The 22,101-nt window shown below is 62.5% G+C and carries 21 protein-coding genes; 4 read left to right on the plus strand and 17 right to left on the minus strand.

Annotated features, from left to right (window positions below; all coding sequences use genetic code 11):
- The first annotated feature begins 70 nt into the window (after positions 1 to 70).
- Complete coding sequence (gene radA / locus C483_RS10335; RefSeq protein ID WP_006653303.1) at positions 71 to 1,102, plus strand: DNA repair and recombination protein RadA; 1,032 nt, start codon at positions 71 to 73, stop codon at positions 1,100 to 1,102.
- A gap of 82 nt (positions 1,103 to 1,184) precedes the next feature.
- Here radA and C483_RS10340 read toward each other — a convergent pair whose 3' ends face one another.
- The 8 genes from C483_RS10340 to pspAB form a co-directional block, all read right to left on the minus strand.
- Positions 1,185 to 1,373, minus strand: a complete 189-nt coding sequence (locus tag C483_RS10340) for a hypothetical protein (protein ID WP_006653304.1) — start codon at positions 1,371 to 1,373, stop codon at positions 1,185 to 1,187.
- A gap of 183 nt (positions 1,374 to 1,556) precedes the next feature.
- On the minus strand, positions 1,557 to 2,003 hold the full coding sequence (locus C483_RS10345; RefSeq protein ID WP_006653305.1) for an iron-sulfur cluster assembly scaffold protein: 447 nt from the start codon (positions 2,001 to 2,003) through the stop codon (positions 1,557 to 1,559).
- Between the two features lie 149 nt (positions 2,004 to 2,152).
- Positions 2,153 to 2,419 carry a hypothetical protein gene (locus C483_RS10350; protein ID WP_006653306.1) on the minus strand — a complete coding sequence of 89 codons (267 nt, stop codon included), beginning with the start codon at positions 2,417 to 2,419 and terminating at the stop codon, positions 2,153 to 2,155.
- 107 nt (positions 2,420 to 2,526) lie between these two features.
- Positions 2,527 to 3,165 (minus strand): HD domain-containing protein, encoded by a 639-nt coding sequence (locus tag C483_RS10355; RefSeq protein WP_006653307.1) that lies wholly within the window; start codon positions 3,163 to 3,165, stop codon positions 2,527 to 2,529.
- A gap of 74 nt (positions 3,166 to 3,239) precedes the next feature.
- Positions 3,240 to 4,133 (minus strand): ABC transporter substrate-binding protein, encoded by an 894-nt coding sequence (locus C483_RS10360; protein WP_006653308.1) that lies wholly within the window; start codon positions 4,131 to 4,133, stop codon positions 3,240 to 3,242.
- Positions 4,134 to 4,146: 13 nt separating this feature from the next.
- Positions 4,147 to 5,310: a PGF-CTERM-anchored ABC transporter substrate-binding protein gene (locus tag C483_RS10365; protein WP_049912557.1), complete on the minus strand. Its 1,164-nt coding sequence runs from the start codon at positions 5,308 to 5,310 to the stop codon at positions 4,147 to 4,149.
- 237 nt (positions 5,311 to 5,547) lie between these two features.
- A complete protein-coding gene (locus C483_RS10370; RefSeq protein ID WP_006653310.1) occupies positions 5,548 to 6,792 on the minus strand; it encodes an aminotransferase class V-fold PLP-dependent enzyme in 1,245 nt (414 codons plus the stop codon).
- Between the two features lie 448 nt (positions 6,793 to 7,240).
- Positions 7,241 to 7,846, minus strand: a complete 606-nt coding sequence (pspAB, locus tag C483_RS10375) for a PspA-associated protein PspAB (RefSeq protein WP_006653311.1) — start codon at positions 7,844 to 7,846, stop codon at positions 7,241 to 7,243.
- A gap of 303 nt (positions 7,847 to 8,149) precedes the next feature.
- On the opposite strand from pspAB, the gene C483_RS10380 reads away from it, so the two are divergent.
- Positions 8,150 to 8,812 (plus strand): SWIM zinc finger family protein, encoded by a 663-nt coding sequence (locus tag C483_RS10380; RefSeq protein ID WP_006653312.1) that lies wholly within the window; start codon positions 8,150 to 8,152, stop codon positions 8,810 to 8,812.
- Between the two features lie 102 nt (positions 8,813 to 8,914).
- Complete coding sequence (locus tag C483_RS10385) at positions 8,915 to 10,801, plus strand: acyl-CoA dehydrogenase family protein (RefSeq protein ID WP_006653313.1); 1,887 nt, start codon at positions 8,915 to 8,917, stop codon at positions 10,799 to 10,801.
- A 42-nt stretch (positions 10,802 to 10,843) separates the two neighbouring features.
- Here C483_RS10385 and hjc read toward each other — a convergent pair whose 3' ends face one another.
- The 7 genes from hjc to C483_RS20875 all read right to left on the minus strand — a co-directional run bounded on the left by hjc (position 10,844) and on the right by C483_RS20875 (position 16,759).
- Positions 10,844 to 11,368 carry a Holliday junction resolvase Hjc gene (gene hjc, locus C483_RS10390; RefSeq protein WP_006653314.1) on the minus strand — a complete coding sequence of 175 codons (525 nt, stop codon included), beginning with the start codon at positions 11,366 to 11,368 and terminating at the stop codon, positions 10,844 to 10,846.
- Positions 11,369 to 11,454: 86 nt separating this feature from the next.
- Positions 11,455 to 12,279: a CPBP family intramembrane glutamic endopeptidase gene (locus tag C483_RS10395; RefSeq protein WP_006653315.1), complete on the minus strand. Its 825-nt coding sequence runs from the start codon at positions 12,277 to 12,279 to the stop codon at positions 11,455 to 11,457.
- Between the two features lie 133 nt (positions 12,280 to 12,412).
- Complete coding sequence (locus C483_RS10400) at positions 12,413 to 12,946, minus strand: DoxX family protein (protein WP_006653316.1); 534 nt, start codon at positions 12,944 to 12,946, stop codon at positions 12,413 to 12,415.
- 167 nt (positions 12,947 to 13,113) lie between these two features.
- Positions 13,114 to 13,965, minus strand: a complete 852-nt coding sequence (locus tag C483_RS10405; protein WP_006653317.1) for a hypothetical protein — start codon at positions 13,963 to 13,965, stop codon at positions 13,114 to 13,116.
- A gap of 217 nt (positions 13,966 to 14,182) precedes the next feature.
- The gene (locus C483_RS21250) at positions 14,183 to 14,563 is read right to left on the minus strand and encodes an eCIS core domain-containing protein (RefSeq protein ID WP_006653318.1); all 381 of its coding nucleotides are present in this window, start codon (positions 14,561 to 14,563) and stop codon (positions 14,183 to 14,185) included.
- A 28-nt stretch (positions 14,564 to 14,591) separates the two neighbouring features.
- A complete protein-coding gene (locus C483_RS10415) occupies positions 14,592 to 15,512 on the minus strand; it encodes a hypothetical protein (RefSeq protein WP_006653319.1) in 921 nt (306 codons plus the stop codon).
- Between the two features lie 44 nt (positions 15,513 to 15,556).
- The gene (locus C483_RS20875) at positions 15,557 to 16,759 is read right to left on the minus strand and encodes an eCIS core domain-containing protein (RefSeq protein ID WP_006653320.1); all 1,203 of its coding nucleotides are present in this window, start codon (positions 16,757 to 16,759) and stop codon (positions 15,557 to 15,559) included.
- A gap of 263 nt (positions 16,760 to 17,022) precedes the next feature.
- On the opposite strand from C483_RS20875, the gene C483_RS10425 reads away from it, so the two are divergent.
- Positions 17,023 to 19,443, plus strand: a complete 2,421-nt coding sequence (locus tag C483_RS10425) for an ATP-binding protein (protein ID WP_006653321.1) — start codon at positions 17,023 to 17,025, stop codon at positions 19,441 to 19,443.
- Between the two features lie 68 nt (positions 19,444 to 19,511).
- On the opposite strand, the gene C483_RS10430 is transcribed toward C483_RS10425, so the two are convergent.
- Both C483_RS10430 and C483_RS10435 read right to left on the minus strand, forming a co-directional pair.
- Positions 19,512 to 20,795, minus strand: a complete 1,284-nt coding sequence (locus tag C483_RS10430; RefSeq protein ID WP_006653322.1) for an adenosylhomocysteinase — start codon at positions 20,793 to 20,795, stop codon at positions 19,512 to 19,514.
- A 374-nt stretch (positions 20,796 to 21,169) separates the two neighbouring features.
- Positions 21,170 to 21,934 carry a hypothetical protein gene (locus tag C483_RS10435; RefSeq protein WP_006653323.1) on the minus strand — a complete coding sequence of 255 codons (765 nt, stop codon included), beginning with the start codon at positions 21,932 to 21,934 and terminating at the stop codon, positions 21,170 to 21,172.
- Between the last annotated feature and the right edge of the window lie 167 nt (positions 21,935 to 22,101).

Genomic DNA, 22,101 nt, shown 5'->3' on the forward strand with positions numbered 1-22,101 from the left:
CCTGCCGCCACTTTCACTTTCACTTCCCTGTTAACGAGGGTTTATGGGGTGTCCACGATAACGGAGACGTATGGCAGACGCAGACCTTGAGACACTCCCCGGCGTCGGACCGGCAACCGCAGACAAACTCCACGACGCAGGCTTCGATTCCTTCCAGAGCCTCGCCGTCGCTTCTCCCTCTGAACTCTCGAACACCGCGGACGTCGGCGAATCGACGGCCGCAGATATTGTCAACGCCGCACGTGACGCCGCCGACGTCGGTGGCTTCGAAACCGGCTCGACAGTACTCGAGCGACGAAACAAGATCGGCAAACTGAGCTGGCAGATCGACGAGGTTGACGAGCTCCTCGGCGGCGGTATCGAGACCCAGTCGATTACCGAAGTGTACGGTGAGTTCGGCTCCGGGAAGTCCCAGGTCACCCACCAGATGGCCGTCAACGTCCAGCTTCCGAAGGAGGTCGGCGGTCTCCATGGCGCCGCGATGTTCATCGACTCCGAGGACACCTTCCGGCCGGAACGAATCGACGACATGGTACGGGGCCTCCCCGACGAAGCAATCAACGCTGCACTCGAGGACCGCGAAATCGAGGGCTCGGCTGGCGACGAGGGCGCAGTTGACGAACTCATCGACGATGTGCTCGATAAGATCCACGTCGCGAAGGCGTTCAACTCCAACCACCAGATGCTGCTCGCCGAGAAGGCAAAGGAACTGGCGAGCGAATACGAAGAGTCCGAGTACCCGATTCGCCTGCTCTGTATCGACTCACTGACTGCCCACTTCCGCGCCGAGTACGTCGGCCGTGGTGAACTCGCAGAGCGCCAGCAGAAGCTCAACAAGCACCTCCACGACATCGACAAGGTCGGTAACCTCTACAACACGGCAGTCATCGTCACGAACCAGGTTGCGTCGAACCCGGACTCGTTCTTCGGCGACCCAACCCAGCCGATCGGTGGCAACATCCTGGGCCACAAGTCGACGTTCCGGATGTACCTCCGCAAGTCCAAAGGCGACAAGCGGATCGTTCGCCTGGTCGACGCGCCGAACCTGGCCGACGGCGAGGCAGTCATGCGCGTTCAGGACGAGGGTCTGAAGCCGGAGTAATCAGCGTCGCAGTCACACTGACACACTCGTTGTAGTCCGTTTTAGCCCGTGTCTTATCTCATCCATCTGTGTAGCGACAGCACTACTGCTCGACAGCGTCCTCGTATTCTGCAAGTTGTCGGTGGTACTCACCCCTCCCAACGTGGAGGAGAATCAGCACCGAACCGATGAACAGCGGCCAGAGCATCGGGATGACGAGGACGAATATCGAGACCTGAATGGAGGCGAGCAAGAGGAGGATATCCTGCTGTCTGGTACGGGGAGTAGCCATACGACGTTGTTCACGTCAGGTGAAAAACCAATTCCGAATGCAGCTTCGCTCCGTGGCAGCCGCCAACAAGCGGAACAAGTCGGAAAGGAGTCGAAGGCGGAACCAACGTCGAATTCGTCTGCTCAGACACAGTCACAACCACAACCACAACCGCAACCGCCACCCGAGGTCACTCTCACCTACTTACTCGTCGTCCTCAGTCGTCGTCTTCTCCACGTCGAGTTCGCCCTGATAAATCTCCGCTCCATCCTGGGCGACCTTCTCCGCGAGCACCGCACACTTGACCCGCATCGGGGAGATATCGACACCGAGCATGTCGATCACGTCGTCTCGGTCCATCTCCAGGAGTTCGTCGACGGTCTTTCCGCGGAGTTCACTCGAGAGCATGCTGGCTGACGCCTGGCTGATCGCACAGCCGTCGCCGGAGAAGGCGACGCGTTCGATCGTTTCCGCGCTGTCGTCGCCGTCGTCGCCGTCCTCGGCGAGTTTGACATCCATCCGAATCTCGTCGCCACACATCGGGTTCTCGCCGATGTGGGTAAACGTTGGATCCTCGAGTTGCCCGTAGTTGCGCGGGTTCTTGTAGTGGTCGAGGATCTGCTGTCGGTACATATCCGAGCCCAGTCCCATTGGTGGGTGTGGCTATGCCAGTTATCTGTAAAAGGGTTCCGGGGCGGGTAAGCCGGACGCTCGACGCCGAACTGCAGGGACTGGAGAGCAGACGCTGTTCGAAGGACACCGGCGGTACGAAAAACGGTTGTTGATCGGAGGCGATACCGTTACGTCGACCCCTGGTCGTCACGACCGCCGTCACGGATCGGCGGGTTGAGATAACAGGCATCGGCGATCACGAGTGCACCGACGAGCGCGGCGACGGCCAACATCTGTGGTGTCGAAACGCTCGTGACGGTCGCCACGATCAGTGCAACCGCGAACGCGACCGGAATAACGGCGAGCGTGAAGTCGTACCGGTCTACCGCGGCGAGAACGTCGACCAGGGCGTCGAACGGGTCCTGTTGTGGACTGCCGATGAGTTTCTCGTACATTATTCTCACCTCGGCATCGGTCATAGCGTCGCCCAAATCAAAAACGCTGTGCCAGTTGTCGCAAGCGTGTTGAACAGTCACCGAGCGTGACCAGAGCGACCGACTCGTCAGCGCTCGCCGACAGCCTCGGCCTCGAACCGGCTGGCGAACTCGCGAACGTACTGTGCGCGTTCGTCGGCGAGTTCGCTCGCAACGTCGGTGTACATCCGCTCGGGAAGGTCAAGGATTTTCTTGTGGAGGTGGTTATACTGGCTCACACCCGACGAGGTTTCGTCATCCTCGATCGGAACTGCCGGGTCGTACATCGGCGAATCGATGGCGGTGCCGTGAGCGAAGACGCGACCGACGCCGACCGCACCGAGCGCATCGAGGTTGTCCGCGTCAGAGACGACCATCGCCTCGACGGTCTCCGGTTCGACGTCGTTCGAGTACCGATGGGCACAGATACAGTGAGAGACCGCCGAAACTGTCTCATCGGCAGCACCGAGTTCACGAAGGATCTCGCTACCCTCCCGAGCTCCCCAGATCGCGTGACAGTCGATCTCGCCGCGGTCCTCGCGCTCGCGGCCGATATCGTGGAGGGCGACCGCGAGGTGGACGACCTGTTCGTCGATCCCAGCCGAGTCGGGGTGGCGGTCAACGAGCGTCTCCGCGAGCGCGTCGACGCGCTCGACGTGGTGCCAGTCGTGGGCCGGCGGCGCGTCCTCGAAGTACGATCTGGCGCGACTCCGGACTTCCTCGAGCATAGCCCATCCGTTTTCAGAAGTGAGCGATAAGTGCTCCGTTCCGCGGCGGATTCACGAATATACTTCAATCGGACTCAAGGGCGAACGACATCCGCCGGCGGCTCCCCGAACTCCTCGGGATGACAGAGCGTCGCCAGTCGCTCCGCAGCGTCGACCAGCCGCGGCGTCCACCGCGTCAGATACGCGCCGCCGTCGAGGATGAACACCCGATCCTCGCGAACCGCCGTCAGCTCCTCCCAACCCGGCCGATCCGACAGCTCGCCGAATTGCTCGCGCGTACGCGCCGCATCGAACCCACAGGGAGCCACCACCAGCACCTCCGGATCGTACTCGAGAAAGTCGTCCCACTCGACCGGTGCCGAGCGCTCGCCGGGCTCGCTCAGTCCGTACTCGCCGCCCGCGAGGTCGACCACGTCTGGTACCCAGGTGCCGGCGGGCCGCGCGGGATCCATCCACTCGAGTACCGCCGTTCGCGGACGGGGCGCTGCTGGCACCCGCTCCTCGAGTGCTGCGATTCGTTCTCGCAGGTCGGTGACGAGTTCGTCCGCGCGGGCTTCGGTGCCGGTGGCCGCGCCGACGTCGTGGACGCACTCGAGTACGTCCTCGAGTCGACTGGCGTCGAGTGCGAGGACCTCGGGGTCGGCGTCGAGATCGGCGAGGGTCTCGTCGACGAGCACATCGTCGACCGCGCAGACGCCGCAGACGCCCTGGGTAACGATCAGGTCGGGGTCGGCGTCATCGATGCGTTCGGCGTCCATCCGGTAGAGGTGGCCGTTCGCGGTTGCGGCGCGGACCTGTTCGTGGCGGTCGGCGCTGGCTTCGGCGTCGACTTTCGAGACGTCGATCGTCGGCAGGTCGGCGGCCTCTGGTGGAAAGTCACAGGCGTGCGAGACGGCGACGGGTTCGACGCCGAGGGCGTACAGAATCTCCGTCGACGACGGCGACGTTGAGATAACGTTGCGACTCATACGAGGGATCTTCTCACGGATTCCTATCACCGTGACGGATTACGGCGAGCGAGCCGAGCAGGGCGAGGAGTGCAGCGCCAGCAGGAACGATGCCGAATCCGGGGATACCGTCCGAGTCGTCGGTGGTGTCGGATTCGGAGTCAGAGTCAGCTTGGGACTCGTCGTCAGCGTCCGTCTCGGATTCCGTTTCGGCGTCAGCAACCGCCTCGGCGTACGCCTCCGGGTGGAACGTCTCAGCCATCGCCGTCACCGCGTGGACGACACGCGGCCCGGGCCGATTCAGGTGGTTGACGTCGATCGTCACCGTCTGATTCTGCTCGACGGCGGTCGTAGAGTCGTAGGCCGGCGCGTCCGGCACATCGGGCGAGTTCGTGTTCAGGACCAGCCACTCGGGATCTTGTTCGACGATCATCTCGTCGGTTGGCTGCTGGTACTCCGCGATACCCGCTTCGGCTGCGACGTTCGTCCCGCCGCCGGCCTCGATCAGTTCGTGGATGAACGTCTCCTCGCCGGCCGTGAAGCCGAAGAAGGTGTAGAGCACGTCCGGGCGTTCCTCGCCCTCGAGTGCGTCCTCGACGATGGCGAGTTCCTCGTCCATCCAGTCGACGGTCTCGGCAGCGCCGTCACACTCGCCGACGAGCGAGCCGATGGTGTGCGTGCGGTCGCGAACGTCGTCGATCGATTCCGCGGAGTCGAAGTAGTAGACGGTCACGCCGGCCTCACGGAGCGTCTCAACGTCCACCTCGGAGACGTAGTCGGAGCTCGGTGCGAGCACGAGGTCGGGATCGAGGTCGACAATAATCTCGTGTTCGATCGTCTCGGACTCCGTCGAGACGCTCGTGCGATCCTCGGCACCCGCGAGGTTCTCGGCGTGCTGTGTCGTCCCGACCACCTGGTCCTCGGCACCGATCTCCCACATCGTCTGGGCCGCGCTCGGGTTGAGCGTCACGACCGATTCAGGTGGGGACTCGAGTTCGATCTCGGTGTCAGTGTCGTCCGTTACGGTCAGCGGGAACGAACAGGTTGGCTCGGTTGCATCGACTGTCGGTGCTGGTCCCGCTCCGGCCGGTCCAGCCGTTCCGGTCGTTCCAACTGTTCCGGCCGCCGCCAGCGGGCTCACAAACCCGATCACGACGAGCACTGCGATACCCACAACCCCAATTCGTCGAACGTGCATACCAGTACCGTCGCCACTAATCAAAGATATATGTGACTATTGCAATCAGGGTTGCATTCCGTGTTGACACGCCCGCGGTTGGTCGCGAGAGTGCAGCAACAGTCGACAGCTACCCATTGGGAGACTCGGTGCTCGGTACTTGGACTCGGATTCGTACTCGAGTAGGAGTCCGAGCAACACGTGTTCCGGCCGGAGAATCGGGACGCAAACAGGTAGCAGAGAACGAGACGTGACGCGTTACGCGAACAGTTGCCGTGCGTCGTCGAGGGCGGCAACCAGCTTGTCGATCTCCTCGCGCGTGTTGTAGACGTAGAACGAGGCACGCGTCGAGGCCGGCACGCCGAGTTTGTCGTGGAGCGGCTGCGTACAGTGGTCACCGGCGCGGACCGCGATCGTGTGATCGTTCATGATCGAGGTCAGGTCGTGGGCGTGGACGCCCTCGAGGTTGAAGCTGACGAGGCCACCGCGGTCTGGACCGCCTTCGGGGCCGTAGATTTCGACGTCCTCCTCGGCTTCGAGTCGGTCGTAGGCGTAGGCTGCGAGTTCCTCCTCGTGGGTCTCGATTCGATCCATGCCGATGTCTTCGAGCCAGTCCACTGCCGCGTGGAGGCCGACGGCTTCGGCGATCGGTGGCGTGCCGGGTTCGAACTTCCAGGGGAGTTCGCCCCAGGTAGAGTCTTCGAAGGTGACCTTGCGGATCATGCCGCCGCCGTAGAGGTATGGGTTCAGGTCCTCGAGGAGGTCTCGTTTCCCATAGAGAACGCCGATGCCGGTCGGGCCGGCCATCTTGTGGCCCGAGAAGGCGTAGAAGTCGGCGTCGATCTCCTTCACGTCCACGGGGCGGTTCGGGACGGCCTGTGCCCCGTCGATAAAGGAGAGCGCGTCGTGTTCGTGGGCGAGGTCGGTCAGTTCGGAGACGGGGTTGACGGTGCCGAGTGTGTTCGAGACGTGGACCGCCGAGACGATGGCGGTGTCGTCGTCGATGAGTTCGGCAGCGTGGTCCATGTCGAGTCGGCCGGTCTCGTCGACACGGATGTACTCGACGCTGGCACCGGTTCGTTTGGCGATCTGCTGCCAGGTGACGAGTGAGGCGTGGTGTTCCATCTCCGTGAGGACGACCGTGTCCTCGGGACTGAGTTCGGCCAGCCCCCAGGAGTAGGCGAGCAGGTTCTCGCCCTCGGTGGTGTTCTTGGTGAAGATGACCTCCTCGCGGCCGTCGGCGTTGATAAACTCGGCAACCCGATCGTGGGCCGCTTCGTAGGCCTCCGAGGCCTCCTGGCTCAGGTGGTGGATCCCGCGGTGGACGTTGGCGTTCGACTCCCGATAGTAGTCGCTCATCGCGTCGACGACTGGGTCCGGTGTCTGGGTCGTCGCCGCGTTGTCGAGGTAGACGACCTGCTGGCCGTCGAACTCGCGCTGGAGAATCGGGAACTCCTCGCGGATGGCCCCGACGTCGATCGCGTCGGCCTGCTGGTGACTCATTGGCGTCTAGGAAGTCCTCGATGCAAAACACTCCTTCGGTCCGGTTCGGTTGGGTCCAGTTACCCATCTCGCAGGGCAGCAACAACAGGGCTGATTTTGCCTCGATCAGCCGCGAGTCAGTGTCCGCACATCGTCGCGGCTAGGCGATACGTGTGCGTCGAACGGGATGGGAGTCGGAAGGAAGTGGGATGCGGCAGGCGACGAACTGTGTATGGCGCAGTTCGGATGATGTGGTGTGGGGATGATGTGGCGGCCTGCCGTATCAGTTCATAGCGGTGGTAGCTCCATAGCCGTGTTGCCAAATATATTTGGTAGTCACGAGACTGGCCTCATTCTCGGCTCAATTTCGACGTATTCTCGGCTCGCATCACTCACTTCGTGCCCAGTCCCGGCTTACTCCCAATCCAGTCCTGGCTCACTTCCAACCCACTCCCGGCTCACTCTCAACTCACTCCCAGGGATGCGTCCCCCGCTGACTCGGCCACAGCGGATACCAGTACTCCTTCTCGCGCTCGATTTGCAATTCACCATCGAGGGCAGCCTCCAGTTTGAACTCCGCACTCGAGTCCCGCTCCCGACCGGACCGTGGCGCGAAGGGGTAGTAGGCACCGCGGCGGAACGAATAGATCCAGTAGGCCGTCCCACCCCGGTTCTCGTAGGCGAAGACCGCGGCGAGCAGCCGCGAGCCGTAGCCGCGCTCGATGAACGTATCCGCGGCGAAGTGCATGCTCGTGATCAGGTCCTCTGGATCGCTGTCCTCGAGGACGACCCAGTGATAGCCGTGGTCGTCGTCGGTGACGGTGAACTCGGTGCCGGTATCTTCCTGGCCGGCTTCGAGGATCGCCTCGACCTCGTCGACCGCGTCGCGGAAGCTGTGGGAGTCGACGCCGGAGAAACAGAGCGCGCCGATATCGAGTGATTGGTACCCTAACTCCGCCTCCATCGTCAGATAGGCGGTGCTCATCCCGAAGAGGTCCTCGGGGTCGGCGTCGCGTCTGGCGTCAGTCTCGGCGCGCAGTCCGAGCGCGGCACGGAGTCCGTCCAGCAGTCCCATATCGGGGAGAACGGAGCCATCCTCTTAGAACTCACCTATTGTGACCAGCAGTGATCGCCACACCATGGTCGAACCGGTTTGTCATCACGCCGTACTCGAGCTACTTCGTCACTACACCGTGATCGAACCACAGCGACGGTAAGATGACGCTTTCCGAACACACCGAGACTGTCACACAACCCAACGGTCAGCCCCAGTCAGCAGTCAGTGATTCCGACGGACAGGGCCGTTATACCCTTCCAGCACGTATCTCTGATGAATAGCCACCCGACCAATCCCGCGACAGTCTCACCCGACGCACCCATGAAAACAACAGCGTCACCGAAAGCACCGCTTCCAGTACAGACACCGAACCAACTCGAGGAGCGCTCGCGCCGCGCCCGGACCGAACCGATGTCCGTCCTCCCGCTCGGCGACGGCCTCTACGAGGTCGAGTCCGCGAGCGATCACACCTACCTCGTCGACCTCGGGGCGGGCCGGTGTACCTGCCCAGATCACATCTTCCGCAGCGTTCGTTGCAAGCACATCCGCCGCGTCGCCATCGAGATCACCGACGGCCGCACCCCGCCACCGGGACAGCTCGCCGTGGAGTGCCAGAACGCCGACTGTCACGAGTCGGTTTTCGTCGCCGAGGACGATGACAACGGCATTGCCACCAACGACGAAGAGTCCGGGCAACCCGTCTACTGCGAGACACACACGCTCTGGCCGGGTGACACGGTTGTCGACCGCGAGACGGGCGACCGGCTCACCGTCGTCGACATCTCGGACCTCCGAGCGGACGCGGTCCGGATCGACGCCGCGGACTGCACCGTCGCGGAGTACGGCACGAATTCGGAATACGACTCCGACGTGCCCGTCGTCGGCGTCGTCTACCCGCACGCGACTGTACGACCGAACGGCGTCGTCCCCAACTCGTTGCGGGTGTACGTCTTCCCGCGGACGCGACTCGAGAAGCGCGACTGAGGCGCCATCCGAGCACACGTTCGGGATCGCTTGGAAACAGTACACAACTGAGAAACTGTTTCGGTACTCCCGTTTTATTGAGACACGGTAACAATTGCGTGCATGGACACGGACACCGGGATCGACTACGGCACCTTTGAGGAAGGCCGCCACGTCAATTACTGGGAACTCGATCAGACGCTCCAGCGCGAGCTTCGACGCGTCTACACCGGCGACGAGTTCGACTGGGCCGAATCGCGACTTTCCGCGTTCGGCGAAACCGTCGGCCACACCATCGCGGACAACGCCGACGACATCGACGACCATGGCCCCGAACTCGAGCCCTACGACAAGTACGGCGAGGTACAGAACTGGGTTCGGTATCCGGAAAAACAGTACGAGAACGAACGCCTGGCCTACGGACAGGGCATCGTCGCGGATTCCTTCGAAGCGCCGCCAGGTCGCGACGAGCCGATGCCGCTCTCGCACAACCTCGCGATGCAGTACCTGCTCTCCTACGCAGATCCGGGCTTTGACTGCCCGGTTGCGATGACCGCCGGCGCGGCGCTCGTCCTCGAGAAGTTCAGTCGCGAGGGCGAAGACGACGTGCTGCGTGAGTACTACGACGCGCTCACGAGTCGCGACTACGAGGACCTGATCGAGGGCGCGATGTTCCTCACCGAAAAGCAAGGCGGCAGCGACGTCGGCGCGAACGAGACCCGCGCGGAGTGGGACGAGAGCGCGGGCTACTGGCGACTCACCGGCGAGAAGTGGTTCTGTTCGAATATCGACGCCGAAGGGACCCTCGCACTCGCCCGGACCGAGGACGCACCGGCGGGAACCGCGGGTCTCTCGATGTTCCTCGTGCCTCACGGAGACCCGGATAGCACGAACCATGACAGTGATCGTGACCGTGACCGTGACGACCCCCTGACCAAGGGCCAGCGACGCGAAGACGGCCCGCTCTCGCCCGAGGACGTCAACGACCAGCGCTACCGCCGACTCAAAGATAAGCTCGGGACGATTTCGGTCCCCACCGGTGAGGTCGAGTTTACCGGTGCGAAGGCGTATCTCGTCGGTGAGGAAGAACACGGCTTCCGGCAGATGGCCGAGATGCTCAACCTCGAACGTCTCTCGAACGCGGCCGCCTCCTGTGGCATCATCGGCCGCGTCCTCCTCGAGAGCAAGATCTACGCCGCAAATCGCGAGGCCTTCGGCGAGACGATCGACCAGTACCCGCTGATGCGCGCGGATCTGGTCGACATGGCCGTCACCCACGAGGCCGCGACGACGTACACCTTCGAGGCGGCGCGACTACTCTCGAAGCGTGAACGGGCAGCAAGAGCCGGCGAAACGGCCGACGACGCCTACCGGCTCATGCGACTGCTGATCCCCATCGCCAAGGCCCGCACCGCCCGCATAGCCGTCGACACCGCCTCCTACGGGATGGAAATCCACGGCGGCAACGGCTACGTGAACGAGTTCGTCACCAACCGCCTGCTCCGAGACGCACAGGTCCTCCCGATCTGGGAGGGCACTGAGAACATCCTCTCGCTTGACGTCCTCCGAGCGCTCGAACGCGAAAACGCCCACGAACCACTGCAGGCCGCGATCAGCGAGCGACTCGAGTACGTCTCGCATCCAGCGCTGGCAGATGCCGCCGCGACGGTCGAAGGTGAGTTCCACGACCTGATGGGGGCGCTCGCGACGCTCGCCGGCGAGGACTCCGAGTACGCGCAACTGTCCGCAAAGCGCCTCGCACACTACGTCTTCGATGTCTTTACCGCTGCGGTGTTGCTCGAGCGTGCACAGCGCGACCTGGCGGCCGAGGATGAGAACGGCCGACTGGCGCTCGTCGCAAACCACTTCGTCTCGAGAGAACTCACGGACCAGGAGGCGCGCGGGATCACGAGCGGCGACCGGTTCGCACTCGAGGCGTACGAGTCGATCGTCCGCTACGAGTCAGTCACTGCTGAGGGCGCTCGCGAAATCGTGGCAGAATCGGAGTAGCCGCGAGAAGCGGACAAGAAGACGGATTGTAGCGACTCGGCGCTACTCGAGTGCCCGCGCCGCTTCCTCGATATCCATTACGCCCTGTTCGACTGCGTTGAGTACCCGAAGAATGTCCTCGTCTGGACCGTCGTCGCCGTCTTCGTCACCGAGTTCGTCGAGCGTGACCTTTGCCGAGGCACCGACGAACTCCGCGAAGTCGGTGCCGTCGGCGAGTGCGGTCTCTTTTTTCACGCGGTAGTTCCCGCCGTCAGTGACGTGCAGGTCTGCGGGGTGGAAGAAGTACCAGTCTTCGCGGTCGAAGCGGACGCCGATTCGGGGTTTCGCGCCGAAGTTCTGTGCGAAGTAGATGAGTGCCTCGACCTCTTCGCCGGTGAGATAGATCGGGTCGCCGGCGCTTGATTTGGCTTCGATCGCGTAGAACTGTTCGCCGTCGCCGGCGAGTACGTCGGGGAGTTCGCGTTCGGTCGCCGAACCGCTTGCGGGCGCGCGCATCACCGCGAAGCCGGCCTCGTCGAGTTCGTTGACGAGTTCGCGTTCGCGGCGGTCGCCCTTCGCCTGAGACATACGGGTAGTTCGTCGAGGGGTGGTAATAAACCGGGCGAAGCGCCAGCCCGGAGCGCTGCAAAAGTGATCAGCGAGCTGTCGTGACGTTACAGCGGGAGCGCAGCGACGAGACCGCCAGCGAGAGCCATCGCCGTCTCGAGTTCCTCCGGCGCGTACCGAACCACGAGATAGAGGATCGCGAACTGAATCGCGTTGAACGCGGCGTGAGCTGCCGTCGGAACGAGCAGGTTGTCGGTCCGCGCATACAGGTAGCCGAAGATCAGCGAGCCGCCGAAGACGACGGCGAGCGAGACGCCAATCGCGCCGAGCGGGGCGAACGAGCCATCGGCTGCGAGCGCGTAGGCAGGGATGTGAACCAGCGCGAAAATCGCGCTCGTGACGACGACTGCACCGATGCGAGAGAAGCCGGCGTACAGTCGCTTCTGGATCACGTTTCGGAAGAGGAACTCCTCTGCGGGCGCGTTGAAGAGGAAGACGATCACGATCATGAGCAGAATCATGTTCGGGTCGTCACCTACCAGTGTCATCACCTGATTCTCGGAGGAGGGCAACTGGAGTACCGTCGCGACGAGATTGACGACCATCACGAATGCGATGCTGCCAACGATACCGATGCCGACGTAGATCCAGCCGCGACGCGAGGGCCACTCGAGATCGAGCCAGTCCCACCCTCGTCCCGTATAGCGGAGATAGAGGCCGCCGACGAGGAAGAAACCGACGAAGTTCAGGGTGAGGAGGACGAAGATTGCGGCGTTCGAGGCGTCACCTGGTGACTCGAGGAGCGTCGGATCGAGCAAGAACGCCGGCAGTGTGACGAATTCAGCGGCGACTAAGCCGAGTATCGCGAGGCCGAAGCCGACGAGGGTCGATCGGAGCGGCCCGTCCGTCCGTTGCTGTGGGGACGTTTCCATATCGTGGCGATTGGGCGGCCGGCCTCTTGGGCGTTCCTCTCTCGTATTCCGATTGACGTGTCGTCGGGAGCCAGCGAGAGTACAACAGAAAGAGACAGAAGGGGTGAAGCGGCCGATGCGTTGGCCGTCCTCGTCAGCCGAGCAGGTAGCGAAGCGCCGGATAGCGCTCCACGATTGGGTGCGTCTCGATGTAGCGGTCCAGGCCGAGGATTCGGCCGGCCGCGAACGCCCCGAGGGCCAGGAAGACCGCCGCGTAGACGAGTTGGTCGTTGACCAGGCCGCCGGCGACCTCCCAGCTACCGAAGTAGAACAGCACCATCTGGAATGCTGCTCCGAGTGCCGCGAGGCGGACGAACGCGCCTGCGATCAGCGCGACGCCGATGAGCACCTGCGTGACCGGGACGATCACGTCGACAGCGCCCATCAACGGCTCGCTCGCCGCCATCAGTCCGTACAGTCCACTCGCCGGGCTCGCCGGGTCGACGTTGGCCAGATACCCGTACGCACTGAACTCACCGGTCAGTTTCCCCCAGCCCGCAGTTACCATCACCCAGCCCATCAGAAGCCGGAGTCCGACGACCGCCCACGCACTCAGCTGGTGTGGCCGCCCGTCAATCGTCACGCCACCGAGGCGGCTTTCCAACCGGTTCATCGAAGTTGCTTCCATTATCGGTCACCTCTACGGATACAGGTTGGACCTCACAACACGTATAACGGGACAACCGTTCCCAGCCGGCAGGAAACCGCTCCCACCAGAGAAGCCGTTTTTTCGCGGGCAGATATCCAGACAGCGCCCGCTCAGAAATCGAGGCCACACTCAAACCGAGGCCACGCTCAAAACCCCGGGCCAACCGCATAGAACAGACTGATAGCACCGACGACACCGAGCACGAGCGCACTCCGGGTCACCCACGGCTCCCAGCGCTCTCGCACGCTGTTCACCCGCACCGTCTGGACGTGTTTCACCTGCTTAATTCCAGCCTCGGTGCGATAGGTGAGCACCACCGGCACCGAATACCGTCCCGGCGGCGCATCCGTTCGCGTATTGCACTCGAGTATGTACGCCGGCTCCTCGCGCCGATTGCCGTCGAGTGGCTTCTGTTGGAGCCCGTACTCGCTGCCGCCAGCGGCGTCGACATCCGACTGGAACACAGACGGGCCAGGCGACTCTGGCGTGTCCGACCGAGTAGGGGTACTCGAGTTCGAATCCGTATCGTCCGCTTCGCGAGAGTGAGTGGCTCCGCGGCCGGCGGCGTTGCGGCGAATCGTTCCCGGCTCTTCCAGGTCGAGAACGCCGTCGTGGCCGTGAAAGACGCTGAGCGCGTCCGCAGAAACGCTGCCACAGCCAGAGACGAAGACACCGAGTTCGATCTGCTCGCCCGGATTGATCCGCTCTCGCCTGAGAAAGACGTCGAGGTCGGGGTCGTCGAGCGAGCCAGCGCCCTCGATAGCGAGACTGATCTCGAGTGGGCCGTTTGCGTCGATTTGCGAGTGGGTGAGTAGCGGTCCGATCGAGTACGAGCCAGGCTCCGGTTCGGGTGGAAAGTGCTGTGCCGTCGGTTCAGCGTCGCTATCGTCAGTTGTGGTGGTCCCGGTGGGCTCACTGTCTACAGCCGCTGCAGACTCGCGTACGTCCTCCGCGTTCGATGTGCTCATATCAGCGGCTTCGGGCGACGGCTCGGCCATTCGATACGTGACCGTCACACCCAGCCACTTTCAGCGTGGTGGCCGTTCAGACAGCCAAGGAAGATTGTATCGGCACCAAGCCCCACGTTAGCAATACCAACGGCCGTTTGACTAAGTTTGTTGTGGACTTCGTCTTCGAGGGACACTGAGGGTTATCCGCGTTTCCTCGATCACGTGCTGGCCCTCGGAGACGGTATCTCACAACTCGGCTACTTCGTCAGTCAGACTGTCGTGCCCTTCGTCGGTCATCGATCCAGCGCTCTTGGTGAACCTCAAAAACCAGCGCCTGTAGTTGCCCGTCAAAGAGCGACACCACCTCGTCGATGACAGTGCTGGCAGTGGCGTCCCCGAGTGCGGCCGCGGCAATCACGTCGGCGACCTCGACGGTCCTTGTGCCCGGATGGATACGGACGTTCAAGAAGTCAGCGTCCATGCGCTCCTCGAGTGCACGCTGAATCGGCTGGTCTAACGATTGACCGCCATCACCGAGCACGTTAAGCACCGTGTTAGGCACCTCGTCTTGACTCGTGCCAGTGCCCTTGAGGGCGCGCTGGATGGTCCCGCCGAGAGGCTGATCCTCGCCGCCGACATCGATCATATTCTGGGGTTCTCTATAGCGTCCTTACTTACACAGGTGAGAGGTACCCCGAAATGGACGCTTCGTGATCCCAGTAGTCGGGATAGAAGTCGAAATCACGGTACTTTGCGGAGTACTTGAACTTCCCGTGACCGAGTACGCGGTACTGAGCCGGCGGCTCCAGCCCCATGCTGACGAAGCAATCGCGGATCTGGCAAACGAGGATGTGGCCGACGTGGCGACGGAACTGCTCCCGGGTAAAGCCCATCGGAAGGGTTTCGATCCGAGCGTCGGGCTCGCGATCGATTGGGTCCTCGCCCTCGATAGTTTTGTAGCCGTCGGGCTCGCTGTACATCGTGTCGAGCCCGGAGACATCCGCGATCGTCAGATCAGTGAACGAAACGTCGGGGTCGAACTCGTCGTCGGTCTGGTCGGTACCGCCACCGATGAGTGACCGAGCTTTGGCGACGAGTCCCTGGCCTTGGGCGTCGACGAGTTCCTGAATAGTGTCCTCGCCCAGTACCTCGACCGCTGGACGTTGCAGTTGCTCTTGAATCGTGTCGAGATCTTCTTCGAGGTAGACGTTCTGTTTGTAGACGATGAACTCCTCGTTGTAGACCGCGTCGGGAATGTCGAGTACCGGCATCACGTCCGATCGCTCGTGACTGGCCATCTGCTCGTACAGCGTCCCGAAGTACTCGTCGAAGGCCTCGTCCTCGAGGTCCAGAACGGCCATCAGGACGGCAGCGAGCCGGTCGGGGTTGTCGGGATTCGGAACGGTGTCGTAGCCTTCCTCGCGGTAGACGTGCCAGCGGGCGAAGCGGCGGGCCTGGGAGACGCTTTCGTCTTCTGCGAACGTCCGCTGGGATGGATCATCAGGATATCCATCTTGAGCGTGCTGTTGAACGGTCCCATTTCGGGCGATTGCAACAGCGTGCTCAGTGCCGTTGTTATCAATAATATCTACCACAGCTAGGTCGTCATTTTCTCCGTGAATTGAGCCTTCCACAGAAATCACCGGACCATATTTCTGACCGAATCTAATGTTCCACCACTTTCTTCGCTATCGTACTGCTCTTCCTCATCAGCCTCGTCCCCGAAGAACCGTTCTTTGGCACGGTCCCAGAGGCCTTTTGCACCGGCACCGGCGGCACCGACACCGACGGCCATCAGGCTCGCAGCCATCGCGGGGGCGGCCAGTTCCGGATTCATCGCAGTCTCGGAAAGCCCCTCCTGAAGGGCGGGTTCCATCCCTGCTCGGCCGAGCGCAATGGTCCCGGCTCCAATGCCCCCAGCGGCGAGGCCCGCAGCTTTCTGTCCCAGCCCGGAGTGGACCTCGTCCTCGAGGGAGGTCAGCGAGGACTGGGTCTGTTCGATGGTCTGACTGTTTTCACTGACCTGCTCGCGAAGTTCGCTGACCTCGTCGACGAGGTCACTGATTCCCTTGTAGTTGTTCTCGACGCTGACCTCAGCAGGTGTCCGCTGCACGTGTACGTCCGTCCCCATCCGATTGACCACCAGCGGGCCCTCACCGGAGAGCGCCTGTTCAGCCGCCTGATCCGCTTCCCGCTCGAGTTGCGGATCTGGATCAATCTCGAGATCAGCGCCCTCCTTGGGCATCATCGAGATGGACGCACCGCCGTTCTGCTGTTTGACGTGCGCCAGCTCGTGGGCCAGCAGATGCTGGCCTTCCGGACTCTCGGTATCGTACTCGCCCGAGTTGAACACGATATCGTTCCCACAGGTGAACGCCTTCGCGTCGATCGCGTCGGCCGCTTCAGCCGCCCTCCCACCAGTATGAATCCGGACGTTCGAGAAGTCCGCGTCCATGCGGTCTTCGAGCGCCCGCTGGATCGGGCCGTCTAACGGCTTCCCTCCCTGGCCGAGCACATCGAGGACTGTACCGGGAACCTCGTCCTGCGTGGTGTCGGTTCCCTCGAGTGCACGCTGAATATGCGCGTCCGGACCAGTTGGGAGCGGCTCGAACTCGGGTAGATTCGCCTCGACCATCGCATCGAATCCCTCGGGCCGGCCGGTCAGGGCGTTGATATCGTCACCGATACCCTGATCGAACGCTGCGGTTCCGTCCAGTGGGCCGAGTCGACTCTTCGATCGAGTCGAACTCGAGGAGCGACGCTTGGCTTCTGACTCTGACTTCGGAGACTTGTCGGAGTCGGTCGATGTCGATGCTCGCTTGCGTGTCCGTTTCCCTCCCATCTACCGACTCACCACGTTGGAGGTCGTGGATTGCCGGCAGTAAGTACCAGTCCAGCAACTCATTTTGTTAAAATTGAAACTAATAGTGCTTAATAGTTACTCTCGGACGTTCTGAAGCACCAGTCAGAATCTCCGCTTCGAGAGATGAATTTACGCATAGAGCCAACTCGAGTAAAGGCACCCGACACGTTGTAGCTACTGTTTGAAAGGGGAGAGTAGTATCGAACCAGCATATATTAGTAAAAAAGCAGCTAGTCGGTAGTATGTACGATCACGCTGGAGACCACCTGCAAGCCGAGTTCGATCGGCTCCAGTGGCTTTTCAAGCGACTACTGGCCGAACGCGATTCCCGGGGAGAAACACGGACGAGTGCCGGTCAATTCGTACCAGTTGCGTCGCGCATTCGCGCGGTCTCGAGCGGGGACGGAACCGTGACAGACAGCGGTGGAGATCTCCGGGCCGAACTCGCGGCTCGCGCCGAACAGATCGACGCCGATGTGACGGCTTCCCGCGAAGCCGGTGTCGATCTTCCACTGGAGACGATCAAACGGGCGTTCGACCTCTCGCGGGCCGAGCTCGACGTGTTATTGATCGTCCTCGCACCGGAGTTCGATCGCTCGATCACGACGACATATGGGAAAATCTGTGGCGTGAACAGTGCCCAGTATCCGTCCATCGATCTTCTCGAACGGGTGCGCTGCTATCTCGGTGACGACTGCGAATGCGACGATCCGTCGGCTGAACACTCCGCGTTACTCTCTCCTTCATCACCGCTCTTCGAGTATGACCTCCTCGAGCGTACTCCACGAGATCCTGGGCGGCCCGCGAGTTTCGATACGCTCACCGTCGACGACCGTATCGTCCGGTATCTCAAGGGTTACGATAGTCTCGGCCCTCCGCTCTCCGAGCATGTCACTATCGAGTCTCACGAGCGCACGCCCGAAGACCTCGTCTTTCCCGAGGAGACTGCCAACGTACTCGAGGGAATCGCTGCGCGCTCACGCGATTCCGATCGGCCGACGATCTACTACCTCTCGGGCGAGGACGGCACCGGTAAAGACCGACTCCCCGGTGCACTCACCGATCCGGAGACGCCGATTTTGCGTGCCGATGGCGCTGCCGTGCTCGAAAACGACCTGCTCACCCGTCTCTGTCGGGAAGCAGCCCTGCAGGATGCTGCGATCCATCTCGAGGGACTCGAGACGGTGACTGGACGGGACGACGGTCCGACCGTCGACGACGGGGAAGAAACAATCACACCGTCGACTGCCGACGACTACCCCAGCATCGACGCGCTCGTCGAGCGCATGGACGACGCGCCCGGCGATGTTTTCCTGAGCTACACCGAGCCATGGACGCCCGACGTGAACCTCACGACGCACCGACTCGAGACCTGCGACTGTCCGTTCCCCGAGTACGAGACGCGTCTGGCCGTCTGGGAAGAGTACACCGCGGAGTTCGCCGACGAGACGCTTCCCGCGGTCCTCGCGACGAACTTCCGGCTTCCACAGCGTGACATCCGTCGCGCAGTGCGGACGGCGCGGTATCTCTGCCGAACTGATGGCGGGACGGGTGACCGTGACGAGGCTAACCGCGACGTGAGCGACGACTGCACCGACGCCCCCTTCGATCCCGTTGACGGCGCACTCGAGCGCGAACACCTCTACGAGGCCTGCAAGCGCTACTCCGCGACCACACTCGAGTCCCTCGCGGAATCGCTCGAACCGGGCTACACCTGGGAGGATATCTCGCTCAACGACAAGCCGATGACCCACCTCCAGGAGCTGGCCGGACACCTCCAGTATCGTGGCCCAGTCACCAGCGAGTGGGGCTTTGGCGAACCTGGCAGCCGCGGCGACGGCATCGTGGCGCTCTTTTACGGGCAACCGGGGACCGGGAAGACGATGGCCGCCGAGATCATCGCGGCCGAGACCGGGCTCGATCTCTACCGCGTCGACCTCTCGCAGGTGATCAACAAGTACATCGGCGAAACGGAGAGTCGGCTGGCGACGCTGCTAGACGAGGCTGAACGATCGAACGCGATTTTGCTGTTCGACGAAGCGGATGCCATCTTCGGCAAGCGCGCCGAAGTCACGGACGCGACGGACCGCTACGCCAACACGGAGATCAACTTCCTGCTCCAGCGACTCGAGTCGTTCGACGGTATCCTCTTACTGACGACGAACAAGGAGACGGGGATCGATCCGGCGTTCAAACGCCGCATCGACCACTCGATTCAGTTCGACAAACCGCAGGAACTCATCCGCCGCGAGCTCTGGCGGGACGCCTTCCCGGAGGGTGCGTCCGTCGACACCGAGACGTTCGATTACGAGTTCCTCGGGCGTATCGCCATCACGCCCGCACTGATCCGCAAGGTCGCGAAGTATGCTGCGTACATCGCTGCCACCCAGGCCCACGAGGGTCGGGTGTTCGAGGCTGGTAGTGCAAGCGCAGGCGCAGGTGCAGGTACAGGTCCGAACTCGCTCGCTGACGTGACGATCACCTTCGAACACGTCATCCTCGCTCTCCAGTACGCACGCGAAGCGGGCGGTGGTGGCTTCGAGGTCGACTTCCGAGAGTACGACGATAAACGGCGCAGCTACGACAGCGCCAGCGTCGACCGCGACTGGCGAGCGGAACTCAAACGGACGTACGGTGAGGAGTCAGCGGGAAAGGCGGAGTAACAATCCTCTGTCGAGTGATAGAACAAAACGGAGAGACAGCGGCTCGCTACCAGCAGAACGGGTCTCGCTTACGTCCCGTGGTCCCAGGAGTCCATGTACTCGTGCTGGGTGTCCGTCAGCGAATCGAACTCGACGCCGTCGGCTGCGAGTTTGATCTCGGCGATCTCCTTGTCGAGTTCGTCCGGTACGTCGTGGACACCGGCATCGTAGGCGTCGCCGTTGTCGACGAGTTCGCGCACACAGGCCGCCTGCACGCCGAACGACTGGTCCATGACCTCGACCGGGTGGCCGAGCGAGACCGGCGCGGCGAGGTTGACGAGGCGACCCTCGGCGATGACGTTGAGGCGACGGCCGTCGTCCATCTCGTAGGCTTCGACGCCGTCACGGGCCTCGTAACGGTCCGTTGCGAGGTCATCAAGCGCATCGAGGTCGATTTCGATGTCGAAGTGGCCCGCGTTGGCGAGCAAGACGCCGTCTTGCATCTTCTCGAAGTGCTCCTCGACGATGACGTCGCGGTTGCCCGTCGTCGTCAGGAAGACGTCACCAACTTCGGCGGCCTCGGCCATCGGCATGACCTCGTAGCCCTCCATGTGGGCCTCGAGTGCGCGGCGTGGCTCGACCTCGGTGACGATGACGTTCGCGTTCTGGCCCGCGGCCTTCTTTGCGACGCCCTTGCCACAGTAGCCGTAGCCCGCGACGACGACGTTCTTGCCGGCCCACGAGAGGTTCGTAGTCATCGCGATCGACGCGAGAGAAGACTCGCCGGTGCCGTGGACGTTGTCGAACAGGCGCTTCATCGGCGTGTCGTTCACGGCGAAGACCGGGTAGTCAAGCGCCCCGTCGTCGTCCATCGCGCGCAGGCGGTGGACACCGGTGGTGGTCTCCTCGGCACCGCCGATGATGCCGTCGATGAGTTCGGGGTAGTCCTCGTGGATAGCGGCGACGAGGTCCATACCGTCGTCGACGGTGATGGTCGGTTCGTGGGCGATGACGGCCTCGATGGCGTCGTAGTACTCCTCGTCGTCGACGCCGCGTTTGGCGTAGCTCGTGATGTTGTCGTGAGCATCGAGCGCAGCGCTGACGTCGTCGTGGGTCGACAGTGGGTTGCAGCCCGTTACTGCGACCTCGGCACCGCCCTCGGCGAGGGTTTCGACGAGAATCGCCGTTTTCGCTTCGACGTGCATCGCCATCGCGATGCGCTCGCCGTCGAACGGTTTGTCGGCGACGAACTCCTCGCGGACGGACTCGAGGATGGGCATGTGTTGAGTTGCCCAGTCCATCTTCCGACGGCCGTCCTCGCGGGCCTCGTCGGCGTCGTCCAGCTGTTCGCTGATCGGCGGATAGTCGCTCATAGCTTGACTGAGTGCGACAGGGGCCAAAACCCTACCGAAGCGAGAACGAGGGTTGGGCTGGAAGTAGCTGCATCGGAGCCCCCAATTGATCGTTCCTACTGGTGGGGGCGTCGTGGAAATCGGGTCAAAACGGTGGAGTCGGCCGCAGTGGTTCGTCGGTGGTGTGGTTGCGCTGCCACGAATCGTTCGACGGCAGCGACGATGACCGCTGCGACCGGTCCTGCGCCCGGCGACGGCGAGGGCGAGCGATGGGTTGGGTGGGGTGCCTCTGAAACACCGTGTGGGTGCCGTCGGCCGGTGGCAGGCTCCGAATAGTGTAGGTAGTTTCGTCAGATCGCCAGTCAGGTAGTCAATACTCCGGTGTAGAGCGGGTGTTAGTTGCTGCCGTTAGCGTTCCCGTTCGCGTGGCCAGGTGGCCCGCTACTCGAGTTGGCGCTGTCGGTACTGTCGGTGCTGTCGGCGTCCTCGTCGTCGCCATCATCGTCACTGTCGGCGTCAGTGGCTGGGCCAGCGTGCGCTGGTGGGCCCTGGGAGCTGCTGTTGGCGTCATCGCCATCGTCGTCGGCGTTGTCAGGGCCAGCGTGGGCTGGTGGGCCCTGACTGCCGTTCTCGTCGTCACCGCCCGGACCCGCGTGGGCTGGCGGGCCAGCGTGGTCAGGCGCGTTGCCAGGGTTGTTCTCGGTGACGAAGCTCGAAACGAGGTGGCCGAGTGGTCCGTCAGTCTCGTTCTGGTGGTCTGCGACGAACGCCGAGACGAGCGAGCCGAAGTTGCTGTGTTCGGGCTCGTCCGCCTCACCCTCGTCGCCGACGAGCGTCTCGGTCGTCGAGACCGACTCGTTGCCGACTGCGGCGGCGAACTCGACCTCGATCGATTCGTTGCCCTCAGGGGCGTCGAACGTCTGCTCGCCGCTGACGTTCGTGTACGTGCCGGCAGCCGCGTACGACTGGCTCTCATTGACGGGCTTGACGGTCAGGTTCATTTCCTCGACCGTTGTCTCGTTATCGGTGACGGTGACGGTCACCGACTCGTCTTGCGAGACGTCGATTCCGAGACCCGCGTCCGAGTCGTTGGCGGCCGGTTCTGCTGCGATAACCGCGCCTGGGAGGGCGACGACGGACAGGATCAACAGGGCTGCCATCGTCACTGCGGTGGATTGGTGACTACTCATTGCAAGTCGAGACATTCAGAAAGACACGAATAAACCCCGCCGGCAGTTCTGGGTCGTTCGTGTTATTTTGGATTGCATAACACCGGTTGAGAATAGTTTATAACGTTTATCGTCTCTTCTGAGTGTTCAGATTCCGT

The sequence above is a fragment of the Natrialba hulunbeirensis JCM 10989 genome, assembly GCF_000337575.1.
GTDB lineage: Archaea > Halobacteriota > Halobacteria > Halobacteriales > Natrialbaceae > Natrialba > Natrialba hulunbeirensis.

What these genes read in the sequence shown, in the direction of transcription:
- C483_RS10385 (WP_006653313.1), top strand. Translation starts at nt 8,915, where the DNA reads ATGGACACGGACACCGGGATCGACTACGGCACCTTTGAGGAAGGCCGC.
- C483_RS10350 (WP_006653306.1), bottom strand. Translation starts at nt 2,419, where the DNA reads ATGTACGAGAAACTCATCGGCAGTCCACAACAGGACCCGTTCGACGCC.
- C483_RS10395 (WP_006653315.1), bottom strand. Translation starts at nt 12,279, where the DNA reads ATGGAAACGTCCCCACAGCAACGGACGGACGGGCCGCTCCGATCGACC.
- pspAB (WP_006653311.1), bottom strand. Translation starts at nt 7,846, where the DNA reads ATGGGACTGCTGGACGGACTCCGTGCCGCGCTCGGACTGCGCGCCGAG.
- C483_RS10340 (WP_006653304.1), bottom strand. Translation starts at nt 1,373, where the DNA reads ATGGCTACTCCCCGTACCAGACAGCAGGATATCCTCCTCTTGCTCGCC.
- C483_RS10400 (WP_006653316.1), bottom strand. Translation starts at nt 12,946, where the DNA reads ATGGAAGCAACTTCGATGAACCGGTTGGAAAGCCGCCTCGGTGGCGTG.
- hjc (WP_006653314.1), bottom strand. Translation starts at nt 11,368, where the DNA reads ATGTCTCAGGCGAAGGGCGACCGCCGCGAACGCGAACTCGTCAACGAA.
- C483_RS10405 (WP_006653317.1), bottom strand. Translation starts at nt 13,965, where the DNA reads ATGGCCGAGCCGTCGCCCGAAGCCGCTGATATGAGCACATCGAACGCG.
- C483_RS10425 (WP_006653321.1), top strand. Translation starts at nt 17,023, where the DNA reads ATGTACGATCACGCTGGAGACCACCTGCAAGCCGAGTTCGATCGGCTC.
- C483_RS20875 (WP_006653320.1), bottom strand. Translation starts at nt 16,759, where the DNA reads ATGGGAGGGAAACGGACACGCAAGCGAGCATCGACATCGACCGACTCC.
- C483_RS10380 (WP_006653312.1), top strand. Translation starts at nt 8,150, where the DNA reads ATGAAAACAACAGCGTCACCGAAAGCACCGCTTCCAGTACAGACACCG.
- C483_RS10355 (WP_006653307.1), bottom strand. Translation starts at nt 3,165, where the DNA reads ATGCTCGAGGAAGTCCGGAGTCGCGCCAGATCGTACTTCGAGGACGCG.
- C483_RS21250 (WP_006653318.1), bottom strand. Translation starts at nt 14,563, where the DNA reads ATGATCGATGTCGGCGGCGAGGATCAGCCTCTCGGCGGGACCATCCAG.
- C483_RS10360 (WP_006653308.1), bottom strand. Translation starts at nt 4,133, where the DNA reads ATGAGTCGCAACGTTATCTCAACGTCGCCGTCGTCGACGGAGATTCTG.
- C483_RS10435 (WP_006653323.1), bottom strand. Translation starts at nt 21,934, where the DNA reads ATGGCAGCCCTGTTGATCCTGTCCGTCGTCGCCCTCCCAGGCGCGGTT.
- C483_RS10345 (WP_006653305.1), bottom strand. Translation starts at nt 2,003, where the DNA reads ATGGGACTGGGCTCGGATATGTACCGACAGCAGATCCTCGACCACTAC.
- C483_RS10365 (WP_049912557.1), bottom strand. Translation starts at nt 5,310, where the DNA reads ATGCACGTTCGACGAATTGGGGTTGTGGGTATCGCAGTGCTCGTCGTG.
- C483_RS10370 (WP_006653310.1), bottom strand. Translation starts at nt 6,792, where the DNA reads ATGAGTCACCAGCAGGCCGACGCGATCGACGTCGGGGCCATCCGCGAG.
- C483_RS10430 (WP_006653322.1), bottom strand. Translation starts at nt 20,795, where the DNA reads ATGAGCGACTATCCGCCGATCAGCGAACAGCTGGACGACGCCGACGAG.
- radA (WP_006653303.1), top strand. Translation starts at nt 71, where the DNA reads ATGGCAGACGCAGACCTTGAGACACTCCCCGGCGTCGGACCGGCAACC.